This window comes from Pseudotabrizicola algicola, assembly GCF_010915705.1.
Taxonomy (GTDB): domain Bacteria; phylum Pseudomonadota; class Alphaproteobacteria; order Rhodobacterales; family Rhodobacteraceae; genus Pseudotabrizicola; species Pseudotabrizicola algicola.
Window position 1 is genome coordinate 114,365 of record NZ_JAAIKE010000005.1, and the last position, 19,702, is coordinate 134,066.

At 65.6% G+C, this 19,702-nt stretch carries 15 protein-coding genes; 4 read left to right on the forward strand and 11 right to left on the reverse strand.

Annotation, left to right across the window (positions count from 1 at the left end; translation table 11 throughout):
* Positions 1–3 precede the first annotated feature (3 nt).
* Genes G3572_RS15305 through G3572_RS15315 form a run of 3 tightly spaced genes read left to right on the forward strand, consistent with a single transcriptional unit; the run spans position 4 to position 3,851 of the window.
* Positions 4–1,215: an acetyl-CoA C-acetyltransferase gene (locus G3572_RS15305; protein ID WP_164613455.1), complete on the forward strand. Its 1,212-nt coding sequence runs from the start codon at positions 4–6 to the stop codon at positions 1,213–1,215.
* 3 nt (positions 1,216–1,218) lie between these two features.
* Positions 1,219–1,668, forward strand: coding sequence for a hypothetical protein (locus G3572_RS15310; RefSeq protein WP_164613457.1), 450 nt, complete (start codon positions 1,219–1,221; stop codon positions 1,666–1,668).
* Entirely contained in the window at positions 1,665–3,851 is a 2,187-nt protein-coding gene (locus G3572_RS15315; protein WP_164613458.1) for a 3-hydroxyacyl-CoA dehydrogenase NAD-binding domain-containing protein, read from the forward strand. The genes G3572_RS15310 and G3572_RS15315 overlap by 4 nt, the downstream gene beginning before the upstream one ends.
* Here G3572_RS15315 and G3572_RS15320 read toward each other — a convergent pair.
* From G3572_RS15320 to G3572_RS15355, 8 genes are all read right to left on the reverse strand, one after another.
* A complete protein-coding gene (locus tag G3572_RS15320) occupies positions 3,848–4,504 on the reverse strand; it encodes a Hint domain-containing protein (protein ID WP_164613461.1) in 657 nt (218 codons plus the stop codon). The genes G3572_RS15315 and G3572_RS15320 overlap by 4 nt on opposite strands.
* Before the next feature lie 129 nt (positions 4,505–4,633).
* The gene (locus G3572_RS15325; RefSeq protein ID WP_164613463.1) at positions 4,634–5,581 is read right to left on the reverse strand and encodes a 2-hydroxyacid dehydrogenase; all 948 of its coding nucleotides are present in this window, start codon (positions 5,579–5,581) and stop codon (positions 4,634–4,636) included.
* Positions 5,581–5,913, reverse strand: coding sequence for a tRNA-binding protein (locus tag G3572_RS15330; protein WP_164613465.1), 333 nt, complete (start codon positions 5,911–5,913; stop codon positions 5,581–5,583). The genes G3572_RS15325 and G3572_RS15330 overlap by 1 nt, the downstream gene beginning before the upstream one ends.
* Positions 5,910–6,731, reverse strand: a complete 822-nt coding sequence (proC, locus tag G3572_RS15335) for a pyrroline-5-carboxylate reductase (RefSeq protein WP_164613467.1) — start codon at positions 6,729–6,731, stop codon at positions 5,910–5,912. Before proC ends, G3572_RS15330 begins: the two co-directional genes overlap by 4 nt.
* Before the next feature lie 28 nt (positions 6,732–6,759).
* Positions 6,760–7,263 carry a type III secretion system chaperone family protein gene (locus G3572_RS15340; protein ID WP_164613469.1) on the reverse strand — a complete coding sequence of 168 codons (504 nt, stop codon included), beginning with the start codon at positions 7,261–7,263 and terminating at the stop codon, positions 6,760–6,762.
* A 304-nt stretch (positions 7,264–7,567) separates the two neighbouring features.
* Positions 7,568–10,378: a hypothetical protein gene (locus G3572_RS15345; RefSeq protein WP_164613471.1), complete on the reverse strand. Its 2,811-nt coding sequence runs from the start codon at positions 10,376–10,378 to the stop codon at positions 7,568–7,570.
* 147 nt (positions 10,379–10,525) lie between these two features.
* Positions 10,526–13,870, reverse strand: a complete 3,345-nt coding sequence (gene gpJ, locus G3572_RS15350) for a TipJ family phage tail tip protein (RefSeq protein WP_164613473.1) — start codon at positions 13,868–13,870, stop codon at positions 10,526–10,528.
* On the reverse strand, positions 13,867–14,310 hold the full coding sequence (locus G3572_RS15355; protein WP_164613475.1) for an NlpC/P60 family protein: 444 nt from the start codon (positions 14,308–14,310) through the stop codon (positions 13,867–13,869). The genes gpJ and G3572_RS15355 overlap by 4 nt, the downstream gene beginning before the upstream one ends.
* 117 nt (positions 14,311–14,427) lie before the next feature.
* Here G3572_RS15355 and G3572_RS15360 point away from each other — a divergent pair, with 117 nt between their 5' ends.
* The gene (locus G3572_RS15360) at positions 14,428–14,739 is read left to right on the forward strand and encodes a hypothetical protein (protein WP_164613477.1); all 312 of its coding nucleotides are present in this window, start codon (positions 14,428–14,430) and stop codon (positions 14,737–14,739) included.
* Positions 14,740–15,014: 275 nt separating this feature from the next.
* Here the strand turns inward: G3572_RS15360 and G3572_RS15365 are convergent, their stop codons facing one another.
* Genes G3572_RS15365 through G3572_RS15375 form a run of 3 tightly spaced genes read right to left on the reverse strand, consistent with a single transcriptional unit; the run spans position 15,015 to position 19,701 of the window.
* The gene (locus G3572_RS15365; protein ID WP_164613479.1) at positions 15,015–15,539 is read right to left on the reverse strand and encodes a hypothetical protein; all 525 of its coding nucleotides are present in this window, start codon (positions 15,537–15,539) and stop codon (positions 15,015–15,017) included.
* A complete protein-coding gene (locus G3572_RS15370; RefSeq protein ID WP_164613481.1) occupies positions 15,536–15,958 on the reverse strand; it encodes a hypothetical protein in 423 nt (140 codons plus the stop codon). The genes G3572_RS15365 and G3572_RS15370 overlap by 4 nt, the downstream gene beginning before the upstream one ends.
* Positions 15,955–19,701: a phage tail tip lysozyme gene (locus tag G3572_RS15375; RefSeq protein ID WP_164613483.1), complete on the reverse strand. Its 3,747-nt coding sequence runs from the start codon at positions 19,699–19,701 to the stop codon at positions 15,955–15,957. Before G3572_RS15375 ends, G3572_RS15370 begins: the two co-directional genes overlap by 4 nt.
* Position 19,702 lies beyond the last annotated feature (1 nt).

Below are 19,702 nucleotides of genomic sequence, written 5' to 3' on the forward strand. Positions count from 1 at the left end.
ATCATGTCAGAAGCCTATATCTACGACGCCGTTCGCAGCCCCCGTGGCAAAGGCCGCCCCGATGGCAGCCTGCATGAGCTGACCTCGGTCGCGCTGTCGGCAAAGGTGCTGAACGCGGTGAAAGAGCGCAGCGGTCTCGAAGGCCATGCGGTCGAGGACGTGATCTGGGGCAATGTCACGCAAGTGGGCGAACAGGGCGGCTGTCTGGCCCGCTCGGCAGTCCTGCTGTCCGATCTTGACGAGCGTATCCCCGGCCTTGCCATCAACCGGTTCTGCGCGAGTGGCATGGAGGCGGTGAACCTTGCCGCCAATCAGGTCAAGGGCGGGGCCGGACAGGCCTATATCGCGGGCGGGGTCGAGATGATGGGCCGTGTCGCGATGGGCAGCGATGGCGCGGCCATCGCCGTTGACCCGAGCCTTGCGATGAAAACCTATTTCGTGCCGCAGGGGATCTCGGCCGATATCATCGCCACCGAATACGGCTTTTCCCGCGATGACGCCGACGCTCTGGCCATGGAATCGCAGCGCCGTGCGGCAGCGGCCTGGGCTGACGGGCGCTTTGCCAAATCTGTCATCACCATCCGCGACCAGAACGGCCTGCCGATCCTGGCGCATGACGAATACATGCGCCCCGGCACCGACATGCAGGCCCTTGGGTCCCTGAAACCGGCGTTCAAGGACATGGGCGAAGTGATGCCCGGCTTCGACAAGATCGCGCTTATGAAATACCCCCATCTGGAGCGGATCAACCACATCCACCATGCCGGCAATTCCTCGGGGATCGTCGATGGCGCGGCGGCGGTTCTGATCGGGTCGAAAGAGTTCGGGCAGGCGCATGGCCTGAAGCCGCGCGCCCGCATCCGCGCCACCGCCAAGATCGGCACCGACCCCACGATCATGCTGACAGGCCCGGTCCCCGTGACGGAAAAGATCCTCAAGGACAGCGGGATGTCGATCAGCGACATCGACCTGTTCGAGGTGAACGAGGCCTTTGCCAGCGTGGTGCTGCGCTTCATGCAGGCCTTCGATGTCGACGCGAGCCGGGTGAATGTGAACGGTGGCTCTATTGCGATGGGGCATCCCCTCGGGGCGACCGGGGCCATCATCATCGGCACCCTGCTCGACGAGTTGGAGCGGTCTGGCAAAGGCACCGGCCTTGCCACGCTTTGCATCGCCTCGGGCATGGGCGCGGCCACCATCATCGAGCGGGTCTGACAGATGGAGGCAGGTGCCATCCTTCAGACCTATCTGGACGAGATCGCCGCTGCCGTCATGGCGGGGGATTTTGCGGCCTATCAGACCGGGGTGGCGCTGCCGTTTCATCTTGTGACCCACAGCGCAAATCTGACCATCACGACAGAGGCAGCCCTGCGCGAGGGCTTTGACGCCTTTCGCACCATGCTGCAAACGCAGCGGGTGACCGATTACATCCGCCTTGTCGAAGGCGCGCAGTGTCTCGATCCCGATCTGCTTTCGGGCCGCTATGTCACCCACCTGATTTCCGGCGGCATGCGGGTGCTTGATCCGTTCCATTCGCAAATCACGCTCCGCCTTGTCGAAGGCCGCTGGCGCGCGGCCTCGATCACCAATGCTCTCGCCAATTCGCGCTGGCCGTTCCTGATTTCCAGCACGCGAACGGCCGCCCTACCGAAAGGACCGCAAGAATGACCGATTTCACCACCACGATCGACGCCGATGGCGTCGCCACCATCACCTGGGACGTGCCCGGCAAATCCATGAACGTGATGTCCCTTGCGGGCTTTGCGGAACTCGACAGCCAGATTGATGCCGCCCTTGCCGACAGCGCGGTGAAGGGCATCATCATCACCAGCGGCAAAAAGGACTTCGCCGGCGGGATGGACCTGAACGTCATCGCCAAGATGCGCGACGAGGGCGGGGCCGAGGGGATTTTCAACGGCGTGATGCATATGCACGCGATCCTGCGCAAGATCGAACGCGCCGGAATGGACCCCAAAACGCTCAAGGGCGGCAAGCCGATTGTCGCCGCCCTTCCGGGAACCGCGCTCGGCATCGGGCTGGAGGTGCCTCTGGCCTGCCACCGCATCATTGCCGCCGAAAACCCCAAGGCCAAGATCGGCCTGCCGGAAATCATGGTCGGCATTTTCCCCGGCGCAGGCGGCACCACGCGGCTTGTGCGCAAGATGGGCGCGATGATGGCCGCGCCCTATCTCCTCGAAGGCAAGCTCTCTGACCCCAAGGGCGCCAAGGCGGGCGGTCTTATCGACGAGGTCGTTGCCCCCGATGCCCTGCTGGCCCGCGCAAAGGAATGGGTTCTCGCCGCCACCGATGCCGATCTGGTCAAGCCTTGGGACGCCAAGGGCTACAAGATGCCCGGCGGCACCCCCTATCATCCGGCCGGTTTCATGACCTTTGTCGGCGCATCCGCAATGGTGCACGGCAAGACGATGGGCGTCTACCCTGCCGCCAAGGCGCTTCTGGCTGCGGTCTACGAAGGCGCGCTGGTGCCCTTTGATCTCGCGCTGAAGATAGAGGCGCGGCACTTCACCTCGGTGCTGATGAACCCGTCCTCGTCTGCGATGATCCGCAGCCTGTTCATCAACAAGGAAGCGCTGGAGAAAGGCGCCAACCGTCCGGACGCACCTGACCAGACGGTGAAGAAGGTCGGCATCCTCGGCGCGGGCATGATGGGGGCGGGCATCGCCTATGTCTCGGCCAATGCAGGGATAGAAGTGGTGCTGATCGACGCCGCCCAAGACGCGGCAGATCGCGGCAAAGCCTATTCCGAAGCCATCCTCGACAAGGGCATCGCGCGCCGCAAGGTCACGCCCGAGAAAAAGGCCGAAGTGCTGGGCCGCATCACCGCAACCACCGATTACGCGGCACTTCAGGGCTGCGATCTGATCGTCGAAGCGGTGTTCGAGGATATGAAGGTCAAGGCCGAGGTGACAGCCAAGGTCGAGGCGGTGGTGGGCGCAGAGTGCATCTTTGCCTCCAACACCTCGACCCTGCCGATCTCGGAACTGGCCCGCGCCAGCCAGCGGCCCGCGCAATTCATCGGCATCCATTTCTTCTCGCCCGTCGACAAGATGATGCTGGTGGAGATCATCCGCGGCAAGGAAACCGGCGATGTGGCGGTGGCCAAGGCATTGGACTATGTGCGCCAGATCCGCAAGACGCCGATCGTGGTGAATGACGCCCGCTTCTTCTACGCCAACCGCTGCATCATTCCTTACATCAACGAAGGCATCCGCATGGTCGCCGAAGGGGTGGAACCGGCGCTGGTGGAAAACGCGGCAAAGCTGGTGGGCATGCCGCTGGGGCCGCTGCAACTGGTCGACGAGACCTCGATCGATCTCGGGGTCAAGATCGCCAAGGCCACCAAACTGGCGATGGGCGACGCCTATCCCGATGGCGCGGTGGATGAGGTGCTGTTCTGGATGGCCGATCAGGGCCGCATGGGCAAAAAGGCCAATGCCGGCTTTTACACCTACGACGCTGCGGGCAAGCGCGAAGGTCTTTGGGACGGGTTGGCGGCACAGTATCCGCTGGCCGATGCGCAACCGGACCTGACCGAGGTGCAGCACCGTCTGCTGATGGCGCAGGTTCTGGAAGCCGTGCGTGCGCTGGAAGATGGGGTGCTGACCGATATCCGCGAAGGCGATGTGGGTGCCATCCTTGGCTGGGGCTTTGCCCCGTGGTCCGGCGGCCCGTTCGGCTGGCTCGACATCATCGGCGCTCCGCGCGCGGTGGAACTCTGCGATGCGCTCACCTCCCGCCACGGGGCACGCTTTGCCGTGCCGGACCTTTTGCGCGAGATGGCAGCGTCGGGACAGACCTTCTACGGCAAATCCGCCCGCAAGGCGGCCTAAGCCAGCGAACCGTTCGGGTGCTGCCTTGCCAGACGCAGGGCGGCACCCGCCTCCTCGGCCATCAGGCAGGTGACCAGATGCCGCGCCTGTGCCAGCGAACAGACGCTGAAATCGCGCGGATGCCATTCGGCCTCGGCAAACGGATCACCCGCGCAAGACAGCAATATCCCCCGACTGGCATAGACAAGCTGATGCCGCGCAAACCGCAGTTGCACCGAAGCCAGCAATTGTGGCGGGCGGCTCCTCTCTATCCCGCGCCACCCTTCCAGCGCCCGCGCAGGGACCAGCGCAAAGGGATCACCGAACAGGTCTTCGGCGCAATCGGCCTCGATCAGCACCTTCTGCTCGGGCAACAGCAGCACATCTTCCCGATTGTCCATCGCCCAGGCTGGAACCCGCAGCGGCCAGAACTCGGGCGGCGGCTCTTCCAGCGGCAAGGTCAGCGCGCGCGTCACGGTCTGGTTGCCGCCATCAAAGGTCATCACCTCTGCGCCGCTGTGCAATTCTCCGGCGGGACACCAGCCCGACGGGGTGGCAATCGGGGTCGTGGCAATGATCCCTTCGGCCACAACCGAAGGTCCGTCCTGCCCCGCCTGTTCCGACCCCGCCCAGATCATCGACGTGTTCCCATCCGCACCCCGTTTTGCCGGCATCGCAATGGGCCAGCCCCTTCAGCCCTGACCGATGCACAGGGCCACCCCAAGGCAAGGCTTTGGCAAAACCAAGGCAGACCGCGCAATTGGACGCGAAGGCTGGCGGCAGACGGGCCTAACCCGACGCGGTCATACCGGGTTCGGCAAATCCCGCCCGTCGGCGAAGGCCAGCAGATTGTCCACCGCCATCATGCCCATGTTGCTGCGCACCTCCAAAGCGGCGGTGCCCAGATGCGGCAGCAGCGTCACATTCTCCAACGCCATCAGCGCGGGGTGGATCTTCGGCTCGAACTCGTAGACATCAAGCCCGGCCCCGGCAATGCGCCCGCCCGTCAGGGCCTCGGCCAAGGCGGCCTCGTCCACCACATCGCCCCGGCTGATATTCACCAGAATGGCGTGCGGCTTCATATGGGCCAGCGTCCCTGCGTTGACCAGATGATGCGTCTCCTTGCCACCCGGCACCGCAAGCACCACCACATCGGCGGCCATCGCCTCTTCAAGCGTGACCTGCCGCGCCGGAACTCCGGCATCGGCCACGGGCGAGCGGTTGAAGAACACCACCTCCATGCCGAAACCCGCCTGCGCGCGGCGCGCAATCGCCTTGCCGATACGGCCCATCCCGATCACGCCAAGCCGCTTGCCCGAAAGATGCATACCCAGCATCTGCGTCGGGTGCCAGCCCTCCCACAGACCGGCCCGCACCATACGCTCGCCTTCCCCGGCGCGGCGCGCCGTCATCAGCATCAGCGTCAGGGCAATATCGGCGGTGGCATCGGTGACAGCGCCGGGGGTGTTGGAGACCTGCAACCCCGCAGCACGGGCCGCTGCCACGTCGATATGGTTGTAGCCCACCCCGAAATTGGCCAGCATCCGCGCGCGCGGGGCTGGCACATCGGCAAACACATCGGCCTGATAACGGTCGCCCAGCGTGGGCAGCACCAGATCATAATCGCGCAAGCTGGCGCGCAATTCGTCCGCGGTCAGCGGCAAGGTGCTTTCGCGCACCGTCACGTCAAAACGGGCGCGGGCGGCGTCCAGAACAGCATCCGGCAGCGGGCGTGTGATCAGCAGTTTCATCAAAACATCCTTCCGCCCGCAGGCACATTCTGGTCGGGTGCCAAAAGCACCACCTCTCCCGTTTCATCCGGCACGCCCAGCACCAGCACCTCCGACAACACCTTGCCGATCTGGCGCGGCGGGAAGTTGACGACCGCCATCACCTGCCGCCCGACCAGCGTCTCTGGCGTGTAATGCCGCGTCAGTTGCGCGCTCGAGCGTTTCTCCCCAATTTCTCCGCCAAAATCCACCCATAGCTTGATCGCGGGCTTGCGCGCCTCGGGAAAGGGTTCGGCGCGGGTGACAACGCCCACACGGATATCGACCTTCTGGAAATCCTCATAGCTGATCATTTGCCAAGCTCCCGCCCGCGGTCCGCCGCCGCCTTGACCGCTCGGCGCAGCAGCGCCGGAAACCCGTCCTCCGGCGCCATCAGCACCGCAAGGGCCGCTGCGGTCGTCCCGCCGGGAGAGGTGACGTTGATGCGCAACTGCTCGGCACTTTCGGGGGCGCGATGGGCCAGTTCCCCCGCCCCTGTCACCGTGGCCCGCGCCAGTTGCATGGCCAGCGGCGCAGGCAGCCCCTCGGCCTCGCCCGCGGCAGCAAGCGCCTCGATCAGGTGGAACACATAGGCCGGGCCAGAGCCGGAAACGGCGGTGACCGCATCCATCTGGTGCTCGGCCTCCAGCCGCACCACCTGCCCCACGGCCGACAGCAGGGCTTCGGCAAGATCCAGATCGGCAGGCGTGGCGGCAGCATTGCCGATGATCGCGGTGATCCCGCGGCTGACGGCGGCGGGCGTGTTCGGCATGGCACGCACGATGTGGCTGCCTGCGCCAAATGCCGCCTCATAGGTGGCAATGGTCGTGCCTGCCGCCACCGTCACGATCAGCGTATCCGTCCCGCCAAACCGCGCAATCTGCGGCAGCGCCGCCCCCATCATCTGTGGTTTGACCGCAATCAGCACAACCGCAGGCGCCTCGGGCATGCCCGCGTTCAGCCGCAGGCCCTTTTCGGCAAGCCCTTGCACCCATGCCGAAGGATGCGGGTCGATCACCCATGTCGCGTCGGGCTGCAACCCCTGCCCCAGCCAGCCTTCCAGCATGGCCGATCCCATCTTGCCGCAGCCCAAAAGCACAAGGCCCCGGCGGTTGATCCTATCCAGATTCATCGTGTTCCCCGTCTTTACGGGGGGCAAGTTAGGCGCGACCGTAGGCCTCGGCAATGGCGACTTTCATCGCTTCGGCCGGAGTCTTGTCGCCCCAGCCCACCAACTGGAACGCCGGATAAAAGCGCTCTGCCGCCATGACCGCGCTGGAAATCAGCCGGTCAATCTGCTCCGGTCCCGCAATCTGCCCGCCCGCCAGCACCAGCCCATAGCGCCAGACCATCAGCTTCTGCTCGGCCCAATAGGTGAAAGCGCCGGTCCAGACCATGTCATTGCAACGGTTGATCACATCGAGAAGCGCCGGAAGCTTGCCTTCGGGCGGCTCCATCTCGAAGGTGCAGATCAACCGCAGCGTCTCGTCCTGCGCCGACCATGCGAGCGTCAGCGAATAGGTGCGCCACTGGCCCTCGACCGCCATCGCGATCTGATCGTCGGTCACCCTGTCAAACTCCCACGCATGGTGTTCGGCAAGGGTTTCGACGATATCGATCGGGTGCATATCGTCGTTTGACAGGAAATCTTCGGTAAGTGACATTGCCCGGCCTCTTGATGATGCCTTCCGCAGGGGCGAACCCACGAAATGCTGGGTGTCTGGCAAGGCTCTGCGATTACCCGACAGGCCCATACTAGATATGGTGTTGCAGAAGCGAAAGCCTGTAAAGCGATTTGTTTGCAAATCTCTTGTGGACAACCTTGCCGACGGCGGCTGTAGCGCGACATCGTAGTTTGCAGAGTTTTACGTCATAACCTGCAGCAGCGCGGTTTTCGTTGAAGGGGGTGTTTAACGCCCCTTTACCGAGAACACCATGCCCCCATGCCACCTGCTTCGGACCGACCCATCACGTCACCACCGTCCCGTTAGCTGCCACGATCCCGGCCATGCCCGGTCCGCCCTTCAGGGCCGCCGATCCGATGTCGGTGTGGTTGTGGTGCACGATGCTGGCTCCGGCGGCGGCGGCATAGAGCGCGTGCTCGGTGCAGCCGATGGTCCAGGTGTCCCACAGCTCCATCCGGTGCGATGCGCCCACGCCGACGTAAAAGCCGCGCGGGCAGTCGCGGATGATGACGCCACGGCACTCCACCCGCGTGCCGGTGCCATCGTCGATGACAGGGTTGACCGCCGCGATCCCGGCGCGCTCACCGCCGCTGCCCGCGCCGGTGTCCCAGCCGCAGCCGACGATTTCGGTGCCATAATAACCGTCTTCCGCTCCGCCTGCGGGGGCGCATCCTGTTGAGCCGCACTGCTCGAACAGCCCGCCGTCTACCCGCCCGCGCCCGCGCTCGTGCAGCGACCGGCCATCATCGTGAGCCAGACACGAATAGGGCTCGATGCTGTGCAGAAAATAGTCGATCGAGGCCCGGCCATCCTGCCGACCGGGCGTGTCGCCGGTTGTGCCATGGCCGTTCCAGTTGTCATTAGATGAGCCGATGACGCTGCAAAACCGATCGGTGCCGCTGACCCAATCCAGCGACAGGCCGTCGACCGGCGCACCGATGACATTGATGCCCTCGAAGTCATAGCGCGCCATGTTGTCGCAAGTCAGGCCGACAAACTCCCATGTGATGCCCAGGGCCGACAGCTTGTTCTGCTGGCGGCGGTTGGTAATGCCATCGCCACGCGGCACCCGCACCGCCATTGTCAGCGGATCGACGCCCGGCACAGACCGGACATAGAGCACGCCAGAAGACCACCACCAGCTGACGCGCGCGGCTGCCTCCAGCGTGTCGAGGCTGGTCGGGCCTGCGTAAAACGGCATGTGCGGGCAACGGTGCGAGCGGCCATGGTGTTGCGTCCGCCGATCTGCGGCGCTGATCTCGGACCAGGGCACCCCGATCAGCCAGACAAACCCGCGCGGGGTGCTGGCATGGTGCATCGCCGGGGCAGTCGCCAGCGCCGCCTGATACACGTCGGTGCGGCCCGGCACCGCCGTAAACCCGGTCACGATATCGCCGCCGCGAATGATGGGCATCGCGCCGGGGGCCGCGATCAGGTCGATGCCGCCAAACATATTGCCGTCGATCAGCATGTTGGCGGCGGCATAGACGCCGTCCGCCAGGATGATCGTAGACGCCCCGGTCGCCATCGCGCGGCGCAAGGTGTTGACCGGCGCAGCGGCGGTACCAGCCGCGCCCAGCGTGCCGGTGGGGCTGACATGACAAACCCGGCCTGATGTCATGAAGTCGGGCGTCGGGAAGGCAAACCGCTTGGCTCCGGCACTGACCCAATCCTCCTTGATCCTGATTGTGCCGGTGACCCCGGACCCCATGTCTGAGTACAGATCGACAAAAGCGCACGTAGGGGCGAGGGGTTTGTCCAGAACTGAAAGCGGAGCGTTCGCCATTCCGGCGGTGATGTTGAGCTGGGTGCGATAGTCGCCGTTGCCATCCGAGAGGTCGCGGATTTCCGTCAGGGCGGCCGTCATTTGCATGGCCAGGATACGGCCTGCCACATCCGAGAAATCTACGACCGCGCCTGCCGAAAAGGTCTCGCCGTTGATCGCGTCGCGCGGAATACGGGCAAATCGTCCGGATGCAGCCGTGCCAGATACCTGCACCCCGGGGGTGCCATCCGCGAGGACGACGCGGGTTGCTTGTGCGTTGACAAAGGGGCGGGTGATCCAGTCGCACAAGTTGACCTGTGACACGTCGCCGTTGCGCGCGAGAGGTGCGATGGCCGGGGTCAGCGCGGCGGTGATCTGCGCCGCCACATCGGATGGCAGGGTGGCGATGATGCGCAGGGTTGTGCCGTCCGCCATCACCCTGAGCTGATACAGGCTGGCCACCCGCACGTCTCCGGCGGACAGCGTGCCGCCGGTTGCCGCCTTGAGGGTGCGCGGGCCAAAACCGCCGACATCCAGCGTCGGATCGGGGGCGGTATTGGTGGCGGTGGCCTGCCACAAAAACACCTGAGAGGGGGCATATCCCGTCATTCCGGGGGGCGCAGTTGACACCTGAGCGTTTGCGCTGCCACCGTCTGCAGCTGCCAGCGGCAGGGTCTGCAGGAGCGGCGCTCTCCCGCCGATGGCAGCTGTGGTGGCCGGATCCTCTGCGGACCGCCCGACGATACGCCATTGGGTCGCGCCATTGGAGCAGCGCAGCAAAAGACCGATTGATGCAGGTACGTCGGCAGGCAGCAGCGCCCCGCCGGTCTGGCGCAGGATCGGCAACCCGTTGAGCGTCATCGCCCCGGTATTTGTATTGCCAGAGAACAGCATCACCATCAGGCCTTGGGTCAGCGTCACGCCTGCAGGCAAGGCAGCGGTCTGAGCGGCCGCGTCGCCCGACGACTGCAATGTGATGATCGGCATGTCGCGGGCTGCCTTGGCCGCAAGCTGGGCCTCTGTCAGAGCGCTCTGCGGCACATCGCCGATGCGCGTCCAGCTACCTGTGCCCCAGGCCCCCAGTTTGAGGTAGACCCCGCGCAAGGCCTCGGTTGGATCGCCCCAGACCGCGCCACGCACACCGTCGCCCCAGGACAGATCGGCGTCGAGCAGCGCCCGCGTCTCCTTGTTGACCACGATGGCATCCAGGCTGAGCTGCTGGGCCAGCCGGGCGACCGGGATCCTGACACTCTCGCCGGACTGGTTGCCGAGCACATCGGTAACCACCGACGCCTCGGTGAGGTTGGTGGACGCAACGCCAGCGGGCATGGGCTCTCTCCATCAGGGGCACGCCCGTCTATGCGCGCGCGGGGGGCACAGCGGCGACCGGAACCGGGTTCCGGGCCGCCGGGTTTCTGCAGCCCTCGATACGCGCGCGCGGGGCGGCGTGGCCGGGGGATGCGGTTTCGGGGGGGGTCAGATCACGACGATGGTGAAGGGGCCGCTGACCGGCCCGGGGACGCCATCATCGTTCTGCGGCTCGATCCAGATGTAATGGATGTCCTGCGCCAGACAGGCCCCGGTCTCCAGATAGACGATCACATCGTCGATCGCGCCGTCAAAGGAGGTGCCCGCCAGCCATTCGATGCGGTCATTGCCGGTGACCGCCTGGATGCGGTCGCGGTGAAAGCCGTTGGCCGCAATGCTGGTGCCGGGACGGTCCGATCCGCCGGTCAGGCGCGGTGTCAGCCCGCCCGCCGTGCGGCCGGAGACGATGTAGCCGAGGCGGTACCATTTGCCTGCCTCAAAGGCCCGCGCCTGACCGATGGCCCCCGCCGTGCCCGCTGTGTGGGTGGCCAGCCCGGCGGCAATCGCCCAGCCCGGATCCAGATCCCAGGCCGCCGGGGCGTCCATGGTGCCGCCCGTGACCAGATTGGACCGGGTGGTGTCGCCCAGAGCAAAACTGAAGCTCTGCAGCGGGCTGACAGCATGGACCCCGCCGACCGCGTCGGTCTCGCGGTCCAGCACGGCCGAGGTCGAGCGGTAGAGCTGGATCTGGGTGGTATTGGCATCCGGGCCGGTGGCCAGCTGGATCAGCGCGCCCCCGAGCAGCGTGGTGATCGAGATGGTCTCATCATCCAGCGCCGCCGGGATCGGCGCATCGCCCGCGCCGATGATCACTGTCACCGGCGTGGTCCATGGCCCGGCCACCCCCGTCCAGGACAGGGCCTGCGCGGTGATCTGGGCGGTGCTGCCAGAGCCATAGACAAGGATCGATCCCCCACCGGCCGCGACCGGGATCACCGCCTCGGTCCAGTCGCCGCTGGTGCCGAGCCGGTGCGAGATCCGGAACGAGACCGCGCTGATCGCCCCGCTGCCCGGCACGATCAGAAAATCGATCCGCCCGGCCTCGCCGGTGCCGGAAATCCCCGAGGTGATCGAGGTGAAGCGCGGGGCCGAGGGCTGGAGCAGGTTTGCGCCCAGCTCGACCCCGACGCGCCCCGACCATGCCGGAACCTCGGCCGCATTGGTCAGGGCGTCGATCTCGGGCGCTGCAGCCACTGCGCGGATGATCTGGCACTGATCCTGGGTCGCCTCGATATGGGTGACGACCACCGGATAGCTGTCGGTGCCCATCTCGCCGAAATGCACGATGTCGCCCGCGAGCGGCACCGGGCCGGAGCCGGTCAGGGTCAGGAGCGTCTCCTCCCCCGGCAGGGTCGCGACCGGGCGGACCACCGAGGTGCCGACCGTATCCTCGTCATCCGCAAAGACCCGGAACCGCAGGGCATAGCTGCGCCCCTCCACCATGGTCACCAGCTCGTCAAGCGCGACCAGCGATCCTGACACATGCCGCACCCGCCCGGCCCATTGCATGCGCGACAGCACGTCATGGCTGAGCATCGCCGTATCGCCCCGGGTCGCCACGCGCAACGCGCCCTCCTGGGTGGCCTCGAACACATCCGGCCTGTACTCCGCCTCAAAGAACCGTCGCAGGCCCTCACGATAAACGATGGCGGCATTGGTGATGCCGGGCAGCTCCAGCGTCTCAGTCACGGTGATGTCGCCGGTATAGCCCGGCCGCCGGATCACCCGCTGGGCTTCCTTGTAGTCGTTGTCCTCGTCCTGGAACTTGCAGATCCAGGCATGCGGCTTTTCGACATAGGCGCGGCGGACCGAAAACCCCCAGGAATTGCGCGGGTTGATGTGATCGACGATCAGCTCGGCCGGGCGGTCGATGACCACGCCCCATCTGGTGCCGTCATGGCGCGGTGAGGCGCGCCCGGCGGCGGCAACCTCGGTCAGCACCTCGCGCAGCGTGGTCCCGGCCTGATCCAGCACCCGGTTGTACTGCAGCGCGCGCAGATGACAGAAATGGTGCCAGTCGGTCAGCTGGCCCAGATCGATCTCGGCATCGGTGGCGGGTTTCGGATTGGCCGGGCATTGCAGGATGTAGCGATAGAGCGAGGCGGGGTTCGAGGTCGGGCGTTCGATCCACTCTTCGGCCACATGGTCCCAGTCGAGGCACACCCGCCAGGCCAGCGCCGAGAAATTGTCCAGCGACCCCGACAGCTGATGCGTCGCCCGGACCCGGACCGCGACCAGCGCCAGCGGCTGGCGATAGGCGAGCGGGTATTCCGGGCGCAGCGTCTGCAGCCCGGCCCAGACCGCGCGCTGCTGCACCTGAGTCTCCTCGGTTTCCGGCGTCATCATGGTGAGCCGGATCTGGAAGCGGCCGCGCGTCGGGAATGACCAGGTGAGCTGGCGGTAAAACGCCTCGATGCGCCGGGCCGATATGTCCAGCGGCGTGACCAGCTGCCACTCATCGGCCCCCGCCAGACGTTGCTCGACCCGGATGGACACACCGTGATGCTGCTTTTTGACCTTGCCGGAAAAGCTGATCAGACCGGTGGGAAAGGCGATGATTATGGATGCGCCCTGCGCATCGGGTCCGGTGGTGCGCACGACCGGCGTCTCTATGGCCGGGCTGCCCGCGATGACCTCGCCCAGATTGTCACGGGGCAAGGGCCGGGTCAGCTCGACGCCGATGCTCTCCTCGACAATCTGGCGCGGGAAGAGGCTGAGCGGCAGATCGGTCGGCCGACCCTCCCGGACCTCGATGTCGACATCGTCGAAATCCGCCAGCGAGGTATCGCCGATCCGGAAATCCGACAGCCCGACCGCACCCTCGCCAAAGCAGAACACCGCCCGGATATACTGCGCGTCGCCCACGATCTCGGTATGGCTGCGCACCGCAAAGGGCGGCGCATAGCGGACCTGACCCAGCACCACCGGCACCGCCCCGTCAGGGTCAAGCCGGTTGCGCCAGCCCGAAATGCTGTAGCTGTTGCGCCGTTCGTCATCCGGCTTGACCGGCGGGATCAGGGCGTTGATCAGCAGACTGCCGAGCAGGTTGACGCCAATGCCGATCAGGGCCGTTGCGGTGCCGACCGCCGCAGCGCCGGTGCCCCAACCCAATGCGCCCGCCAGCGCGGGACCGAACATCGTGCCAAGCGCCACCGCCGCGATCGACACCACGACCGACAGGATCGTCCGCAGCGCGTCCTTGCCCGGCACCAGCCGGATCACCACCCGCACCCCCGGCCGGGGCCGCACGGCATGCCAGTGCTCTGGCAGGATCATGGCCGATCCGCGCGGGCTGACCAGCGTGACCCGGGCACGTGCCCGATCGGCAGGCGCGGCACCGGGCAGCACCATCGCCACGATCTCGCCGATGGTCAGCCCTTCGGGCAGCGTCACCTCGATCCGGGCGCTGCCGGGATCAATCGCGGGGGCGGCGAGGACGGGAATGCCGGTCATCGGACAGCCTCCGAAATCAGTTGAACGGGGCGTTCAATGGCTCTTGAAGCATGCCGGTAGTGGCCTGCAAAGCGGTGCTTGTAGGGGCCATCGGCATAGCCCTGCACCTTGGCCTGATCCTCTGCGACCATATGGATCATGATGCCATGCCGGATCACGATCCCGAGGTGCGTCGAGAACCGGCCGCGCCGGAACACCGCGATGTCAAAGGCCACCGCCGCGCCGGTCACCGGCAGCCAGAGCGGCGAGGTGGCCGCCCCCGAGATCAGCGCCGCGATCTCGCCATGCTCATCAACTGATCCATAGCCCAGATAATCGGGCAGCGTGACGCCCAGCTCCTCGCGGTAGATGATGCAGGCCAGCCCCCAGCAATCACAGCCGTGACGGTCGCGGCCGAAGTCGGCATAGGGGATCCCGATGAAGCGATCAGACCAGCTCATTGGAGACTCCGGGATTGTGCGGTCATGAAACGCCGATACAGTCGCGACACCGGGGAGCGTGCCAGCGCCCCCCGGATCGTCGCTATCCCCACGCGCTGCACACACGAGAGGAATGACATGGACATCACGCTCACAATCGGAAGCATCCGGCTCGAACAAATGGAGGATGGGAACGATGGTCCGGACTTTTTCACCACCATCTTCAACATCTCCTGCGTACATCAGACACACGGAATATCGTTCGAGAACGATCTGACAATTGGTCTGCCGGTTCTCGCGACGGGACGGGATCAACCGTATGGGGAGGTTGAAGACGCTGGCGCTCAAGCTCTTCCAGCCTTTCTTCGACAGCTTGCAGACGCCGTAGAAGCTGACCTGCATAGGGTTGCCGAAGAGCGCGAAAAGCGGACACGGACCAGCGCGCAATAGCTTTCATGAGCGGGACCCGGGAAAATTGAGCCGGGTCATGCTCTCTGGCGGGAAGAGCACTGAGCACCACGTCTTGCAGGCAATATCGTTGCATCCGCTCTCCTGATTGCTTTCGCGCGCGGAAAACTTCGCGCCAAACATCAGACGGCGCACCTTCAAGAGTGATTGTTGGCTGAGCCGGAACGAAGTCGTCCGTCGCTCTGTCGGGGCAGTTGATCGGATCCCCGTTAGAGACAATCTTGGTGTAGCCATTTGGGAAAGGCATAGTTTTCTCCTCATGTGTGCAGCCCCGGAAAATTGAGCCGGGTCATACGGCCCGGCGGGAATGCTTCAAGCTCTACCTCGTCGCGGCTGATCGACAGGACGATCTCGCCTGCGGTGATGTCGGCCGAGACCAGCAGCAGGCCGGTCCACTCGCCCTCGATCACATCCGGGGACCCTGCGAGCACCACGGCCAGACTGACGCTGGCGGGATCGGTGAAGGACCGCACCAGGTCCACCATTTCGGCATCAAGGTTTTCCAGCGCGATCTGGGCGGAGGCCGGGGCATCATCGGCGTCGCCGGGCAGCACCGCCGAGGCGATGACCCAGAGATAGGGCTCGGTCACCGGATTGGCCCCGCGCCAGCTGGACCGGGTGCCATACATCAGCGGATCGTCCGACAGCCGTTCGGTGTTGTCGGTGGACAGCCGGATCGGGGCCTCCAGATCGGGGTGCTCGATGTGGATCAGCGCCACCTCGATCTCGGCCCCGCCTTCGGCGTCCTGGGCGAGGCGTGCATTCAGGGAAAGACGTCTCATGGCATCACCTGCAGATTGAACGATTTCTTGAACTCGACCTGCCCGTGGATGGTCTCGACCGGCACCTGATCGCCCCAGGAGCACAGCCAGCGCGCCGCCATCAGGATCGGCACGCCCCCGCCGGTCAGCAGCGGGGTGCCGTCTGAGGTCAGCAAGGCCCAGCCATCGGTGGTCGGATCGGGCATGTAGAACAGCCGCGCGCCCTCGGCGCAGTCCTCGTGGAAAAACCTGTCGAAGATCGCCTTCTGGTCCCGCGTCAGGATCACGGACAGGGTCACCAGCTTTGCCGCCGAGGAAAACCGGCGGCGGTAGCGCGCTGGCCCGGCATCGGATTGCGTCTTGCGCCGCGCGTCCTGCGAGGTCAGCTGCCAGCTGGGCCGCTCGGGGCGCGGCAGATCTGCGGGCCATGTCAGGATCACGACCGCCGCCTCGCCGGTTTCTTCACGTTGTAGAGCTGGCTCATGTTGCGCGCGGCCTTGCCGCCCGGCGTGGCCAGCCCGTCGCCCACCACATCCGAGATGACATAGCGCTGCTGGCGCTGGCCGCGCGCATCGGTGGTCTCCTCGACCTGCAGATCGACCTGCCGGGCGGTGTTGTTGACCAGCACCGGCTGCAGCTGGATGACCGATGGTGCGCTGTTGGCAGCGACCGGCGGGCGCGAGGTCATGATAGACCGGGTCAGGTTGGCATTGAGGATCCTGCTCGGCCCGGTGAACTCCAGCTCCGGCCCGTTCTCGCCCACAACCCGCAGCCCGCCCCCGAAATCACCCCCCGCCGCAAAGCCGGGGATCTTGAGTTTACCCGCGATACCCTGCGCCAATGCGCCGAGCAGGCCCACAATCCCGCCCTGCGCACCGCCGCTGGCAGCGCCATTCAGACCCTGCGCAAGAGCGCTGCCGAAGACGTCGAACCCGGTGCCCAGCGTGCCGAGATTGCCGGTGGCGGTCTGGGCGGTGGTGCCGAATTTCGCAAGAGCGGCTTCTGCCGACCCGACGCGGCCCGCCCAGTTGTGCGCGCCCATCGGGTTTGCGGCTGACCAGCCCTGCGGGCGCTCAAAACCCACGAAGGCAGAGGTTGCCTGCTGCACATCGGGCGCGGCCAGCAGCTTTTTCAGCACCCCGCTCTCCGAGGTCAGCAGCTCCTTCCAGACATATTCGAGCTGCGCATTGACATTGCCCAGCCCGGCCATGCCGCCGGTTGCATCGAGCAGGCCCGCGCCCCGGCTCTTATGGTGCTGGAACAGGCCAAAGGACGTGCCGTCATCCCCGACCGCCAGCGGATTGAACCCGCTCTCCGCCTGCACATTGCCCATGATCGCCGCAATCTGATGCGGCTTCAGCCCCTTCGCCGCGAAGAATGCCCAGACCTGCTGCTGCACGCCCACAGCGCCGCCGAGCCCCCCGCCAAAGGCTCCCGGAGCGCCAGCGGTGTTCGCGGCCATCCCTGCCCCGCCAGCGGCTCCGGTCATCAGGGACATGGCCCCCGGCCCGGCAATGGTGACGCTGGCAGCAGTGACCTGCATCGATGCGACCGGTCCCATCGACGACACCGAGGCGGTCAGCGGATCGGCCTGGCCGGTCAGCCGCCCCCAGATGCCTTTCAGCCCGCCCACATCCTGCATGGTGCCGTAATTGGTCCCGAGCATCGCGTTCTTCAGCGGGTTGGTGACAGCAAGCTCGGTGAACATGCCCGTGATCTGGCCTGCCAGCGCCTCCAGCGCGCCATCGATGTCGCCGTCCATCAGCTTGCCGACGATGCCGTCGATCGCGCTTTCCGCCGAGGACTGAACCTTTTGCCAGGCCTCCTGCTGACGCTCGATCATCCGGGTCAGGGACACCTCTTCCTCCGCTGCCGCGCGGATCTCCGCCGCCCGCGCGCTGGTCAGGTCAATGCCCTCGCGGATCATGTCACGTTCGACCTGCCACAGGGCAACGATCCGGGTGCGGACCGCCTCGTTCTGGCCGAGCAGGCTGTGCTCCAGCCGCAGCCGCTCCAGACGCTCCTGTTGCCCGCGCGAATAATCGCGACCAGCGCCCAGCGATCCGAACGGATCGGCCGAAGCCAAGCCGCGCGCGGCATCCCATGCGGCGAGCAACTCGCGCTTGACGGCCGCTGTCACCTCCAGCGTGGCCAGAGTCTGCTCGAACGCGCGGCGCTCGGCAGCGATCTGCAACCCCTTCACGTGCAGGCTGTCTTCGCCGGACTGAGCGATGGCCGCATTGATCGCGGCCTCTTCGCGCAGATCGGCCAGCATGCTGTCGGCGCTTTTCCGGGCGGCTTCAGTGCGGATGGCCCGCGCGCGGTCCCGCTCGGCAGAGGCAAGTCCAAGCGCCATGGCGATCAGCAGCGGGGCCATGCCCATTTCCTCAAGCCGCGCCTTGAGCACATCATCGGCATGCCGGGCACGCACGGCCTCGACCTCTGCTGACGTCTCGCCGAACTGGAGGATGGCCTGCGACATCTCTTGCTGCCGCCGCAGGTCGGTGAAAATCTCGCCCATTGCCTTGCGACGGCGATCCGTGTTGACGCCAGCCTCGGCAGCCTGTGCAGCCTCCAGCTCGCCCAGGGCGCGCTGTTCGTCGGCACTGCCCTGCACCACGCCGATTTCTTCCAGCCGGATGCGCAGGGCCTCGCGCGCATGGCGGTTGCGCAGCGCCTCGACCTGGGCCGAGTTCTCGCCAAACTGAAGGACCGCCTGCGCAAGCTGTGCCTGCTGATTATAGCCCTGCACCATTGTGTCGATCTGGCGGGTGATGGCTTCGGCACGGCCAGAGCCGTCAACCAAAGCTGCCTGTTCAAGAAGAGCGACATTCTGTTGAAGAAGTGCCTCCAGGAGCATTTCCTCCGCAGCCGTGCGCTTGCCGTCGAGGTCGACCGCCTCTGTTGTCCGCGCCACAAGATCGGCCATCGCTGCGGACATTTTTTGCAGGCGAGCAGATGGGTCACGGGAGTATGAGGCAGAATTGACAGCCATCATTGCGTTTCGAACTGCGGAAGCCGCCTCTCGTTCTGCCTTCTCCGTCGTGTCCAGGCCAAAGGTTTTAGACAAGGTTTTGAGGTCGGCCCCAAACCCGCTGGCAGCCCCGCCAAGCTTCAACCCCTGATCAGTTGCAATGCCCCGAAATGCATCAGATGCTGCAAGCAGCGCCCGGGAAGCTTGGACTTTCTCCAGATCCCCAAGCAGGCGACGTGCCTCTGCACTCGCCGCGCCGAAACGCTCCTCCAGAGATGCAGTCGATGATCCGGCATCGCCCGCCGCTGACTTGTAGTCCGCCATGCGCGATGACAACTGATCCATTGCATCATCTAGCGACAGCACTTTGACGGTTGAGGATGTCAGCCATTGGAATGCCGCCGCCCCGAAGGCGATGATCCCGATTGTGGCCAGGCTGATCGGGTTCAGCATCGCGATGAAGCTCTTGCCGACGGCCCGTAGCGCCGTCGTTCCACCGCCGAGCCCCATCAGCACCTGACTGACCTGCGTGCCCTGCTGCAGGGCAAGCTGCATCGGGTTCTGGCCCGCTGCCATCATCACCGCAATATCGTTCCACTGTGCAAACAGGTTGGCGTTCGCGGCGGTGGCAGCGTTGGCCGCCCCGGCGTTGCCTCGCAGCTCGCTGTTCATCGGGGCCATGGACTGAGCTGCCCGGTCCCGGGCCGCTGCTGCCTCCTGTGCCGATATCGCCCCCATCCGCTCGGCTTCGGCGATGTCGCGCAGGGCCATCTCATATTGCTGCGATGCCGCGAACAACGGATTGAACCGCGCGCGGACCTCATCCAGCTGCGTCTTGAGCAGACCAGCCTCGCGCGCCTCGGCCCGCATCGCCTCGACCTGATCCTTGATGCTGCGGGTCAGTCCGGTCGCGGCATTCATCATGCCGCCCACCGCTGTCGTGTTGCGGCCCATCTGCGCGGTCAGATTGATCGATTGCACCACATTGGTTGCCGTCGCCTGGCTCAGCACATTCAGGGGGGCAGCGGCCGCTTGGGCGGCGGTCCCGGTCTGACCGATGGCGGCCCCTGCGCCCGCTGCCTTGCGCCCGGCTTCTTCGGCAGCAGCCCCGAGCGTCTTCAGGTCAGTGCCCGCGCCCGACATCTCGCGCCGGGCCTGATCGGCCAGAAAGCGCAGGATGATCGATACATTCAGATCGCCGTTGGCCATG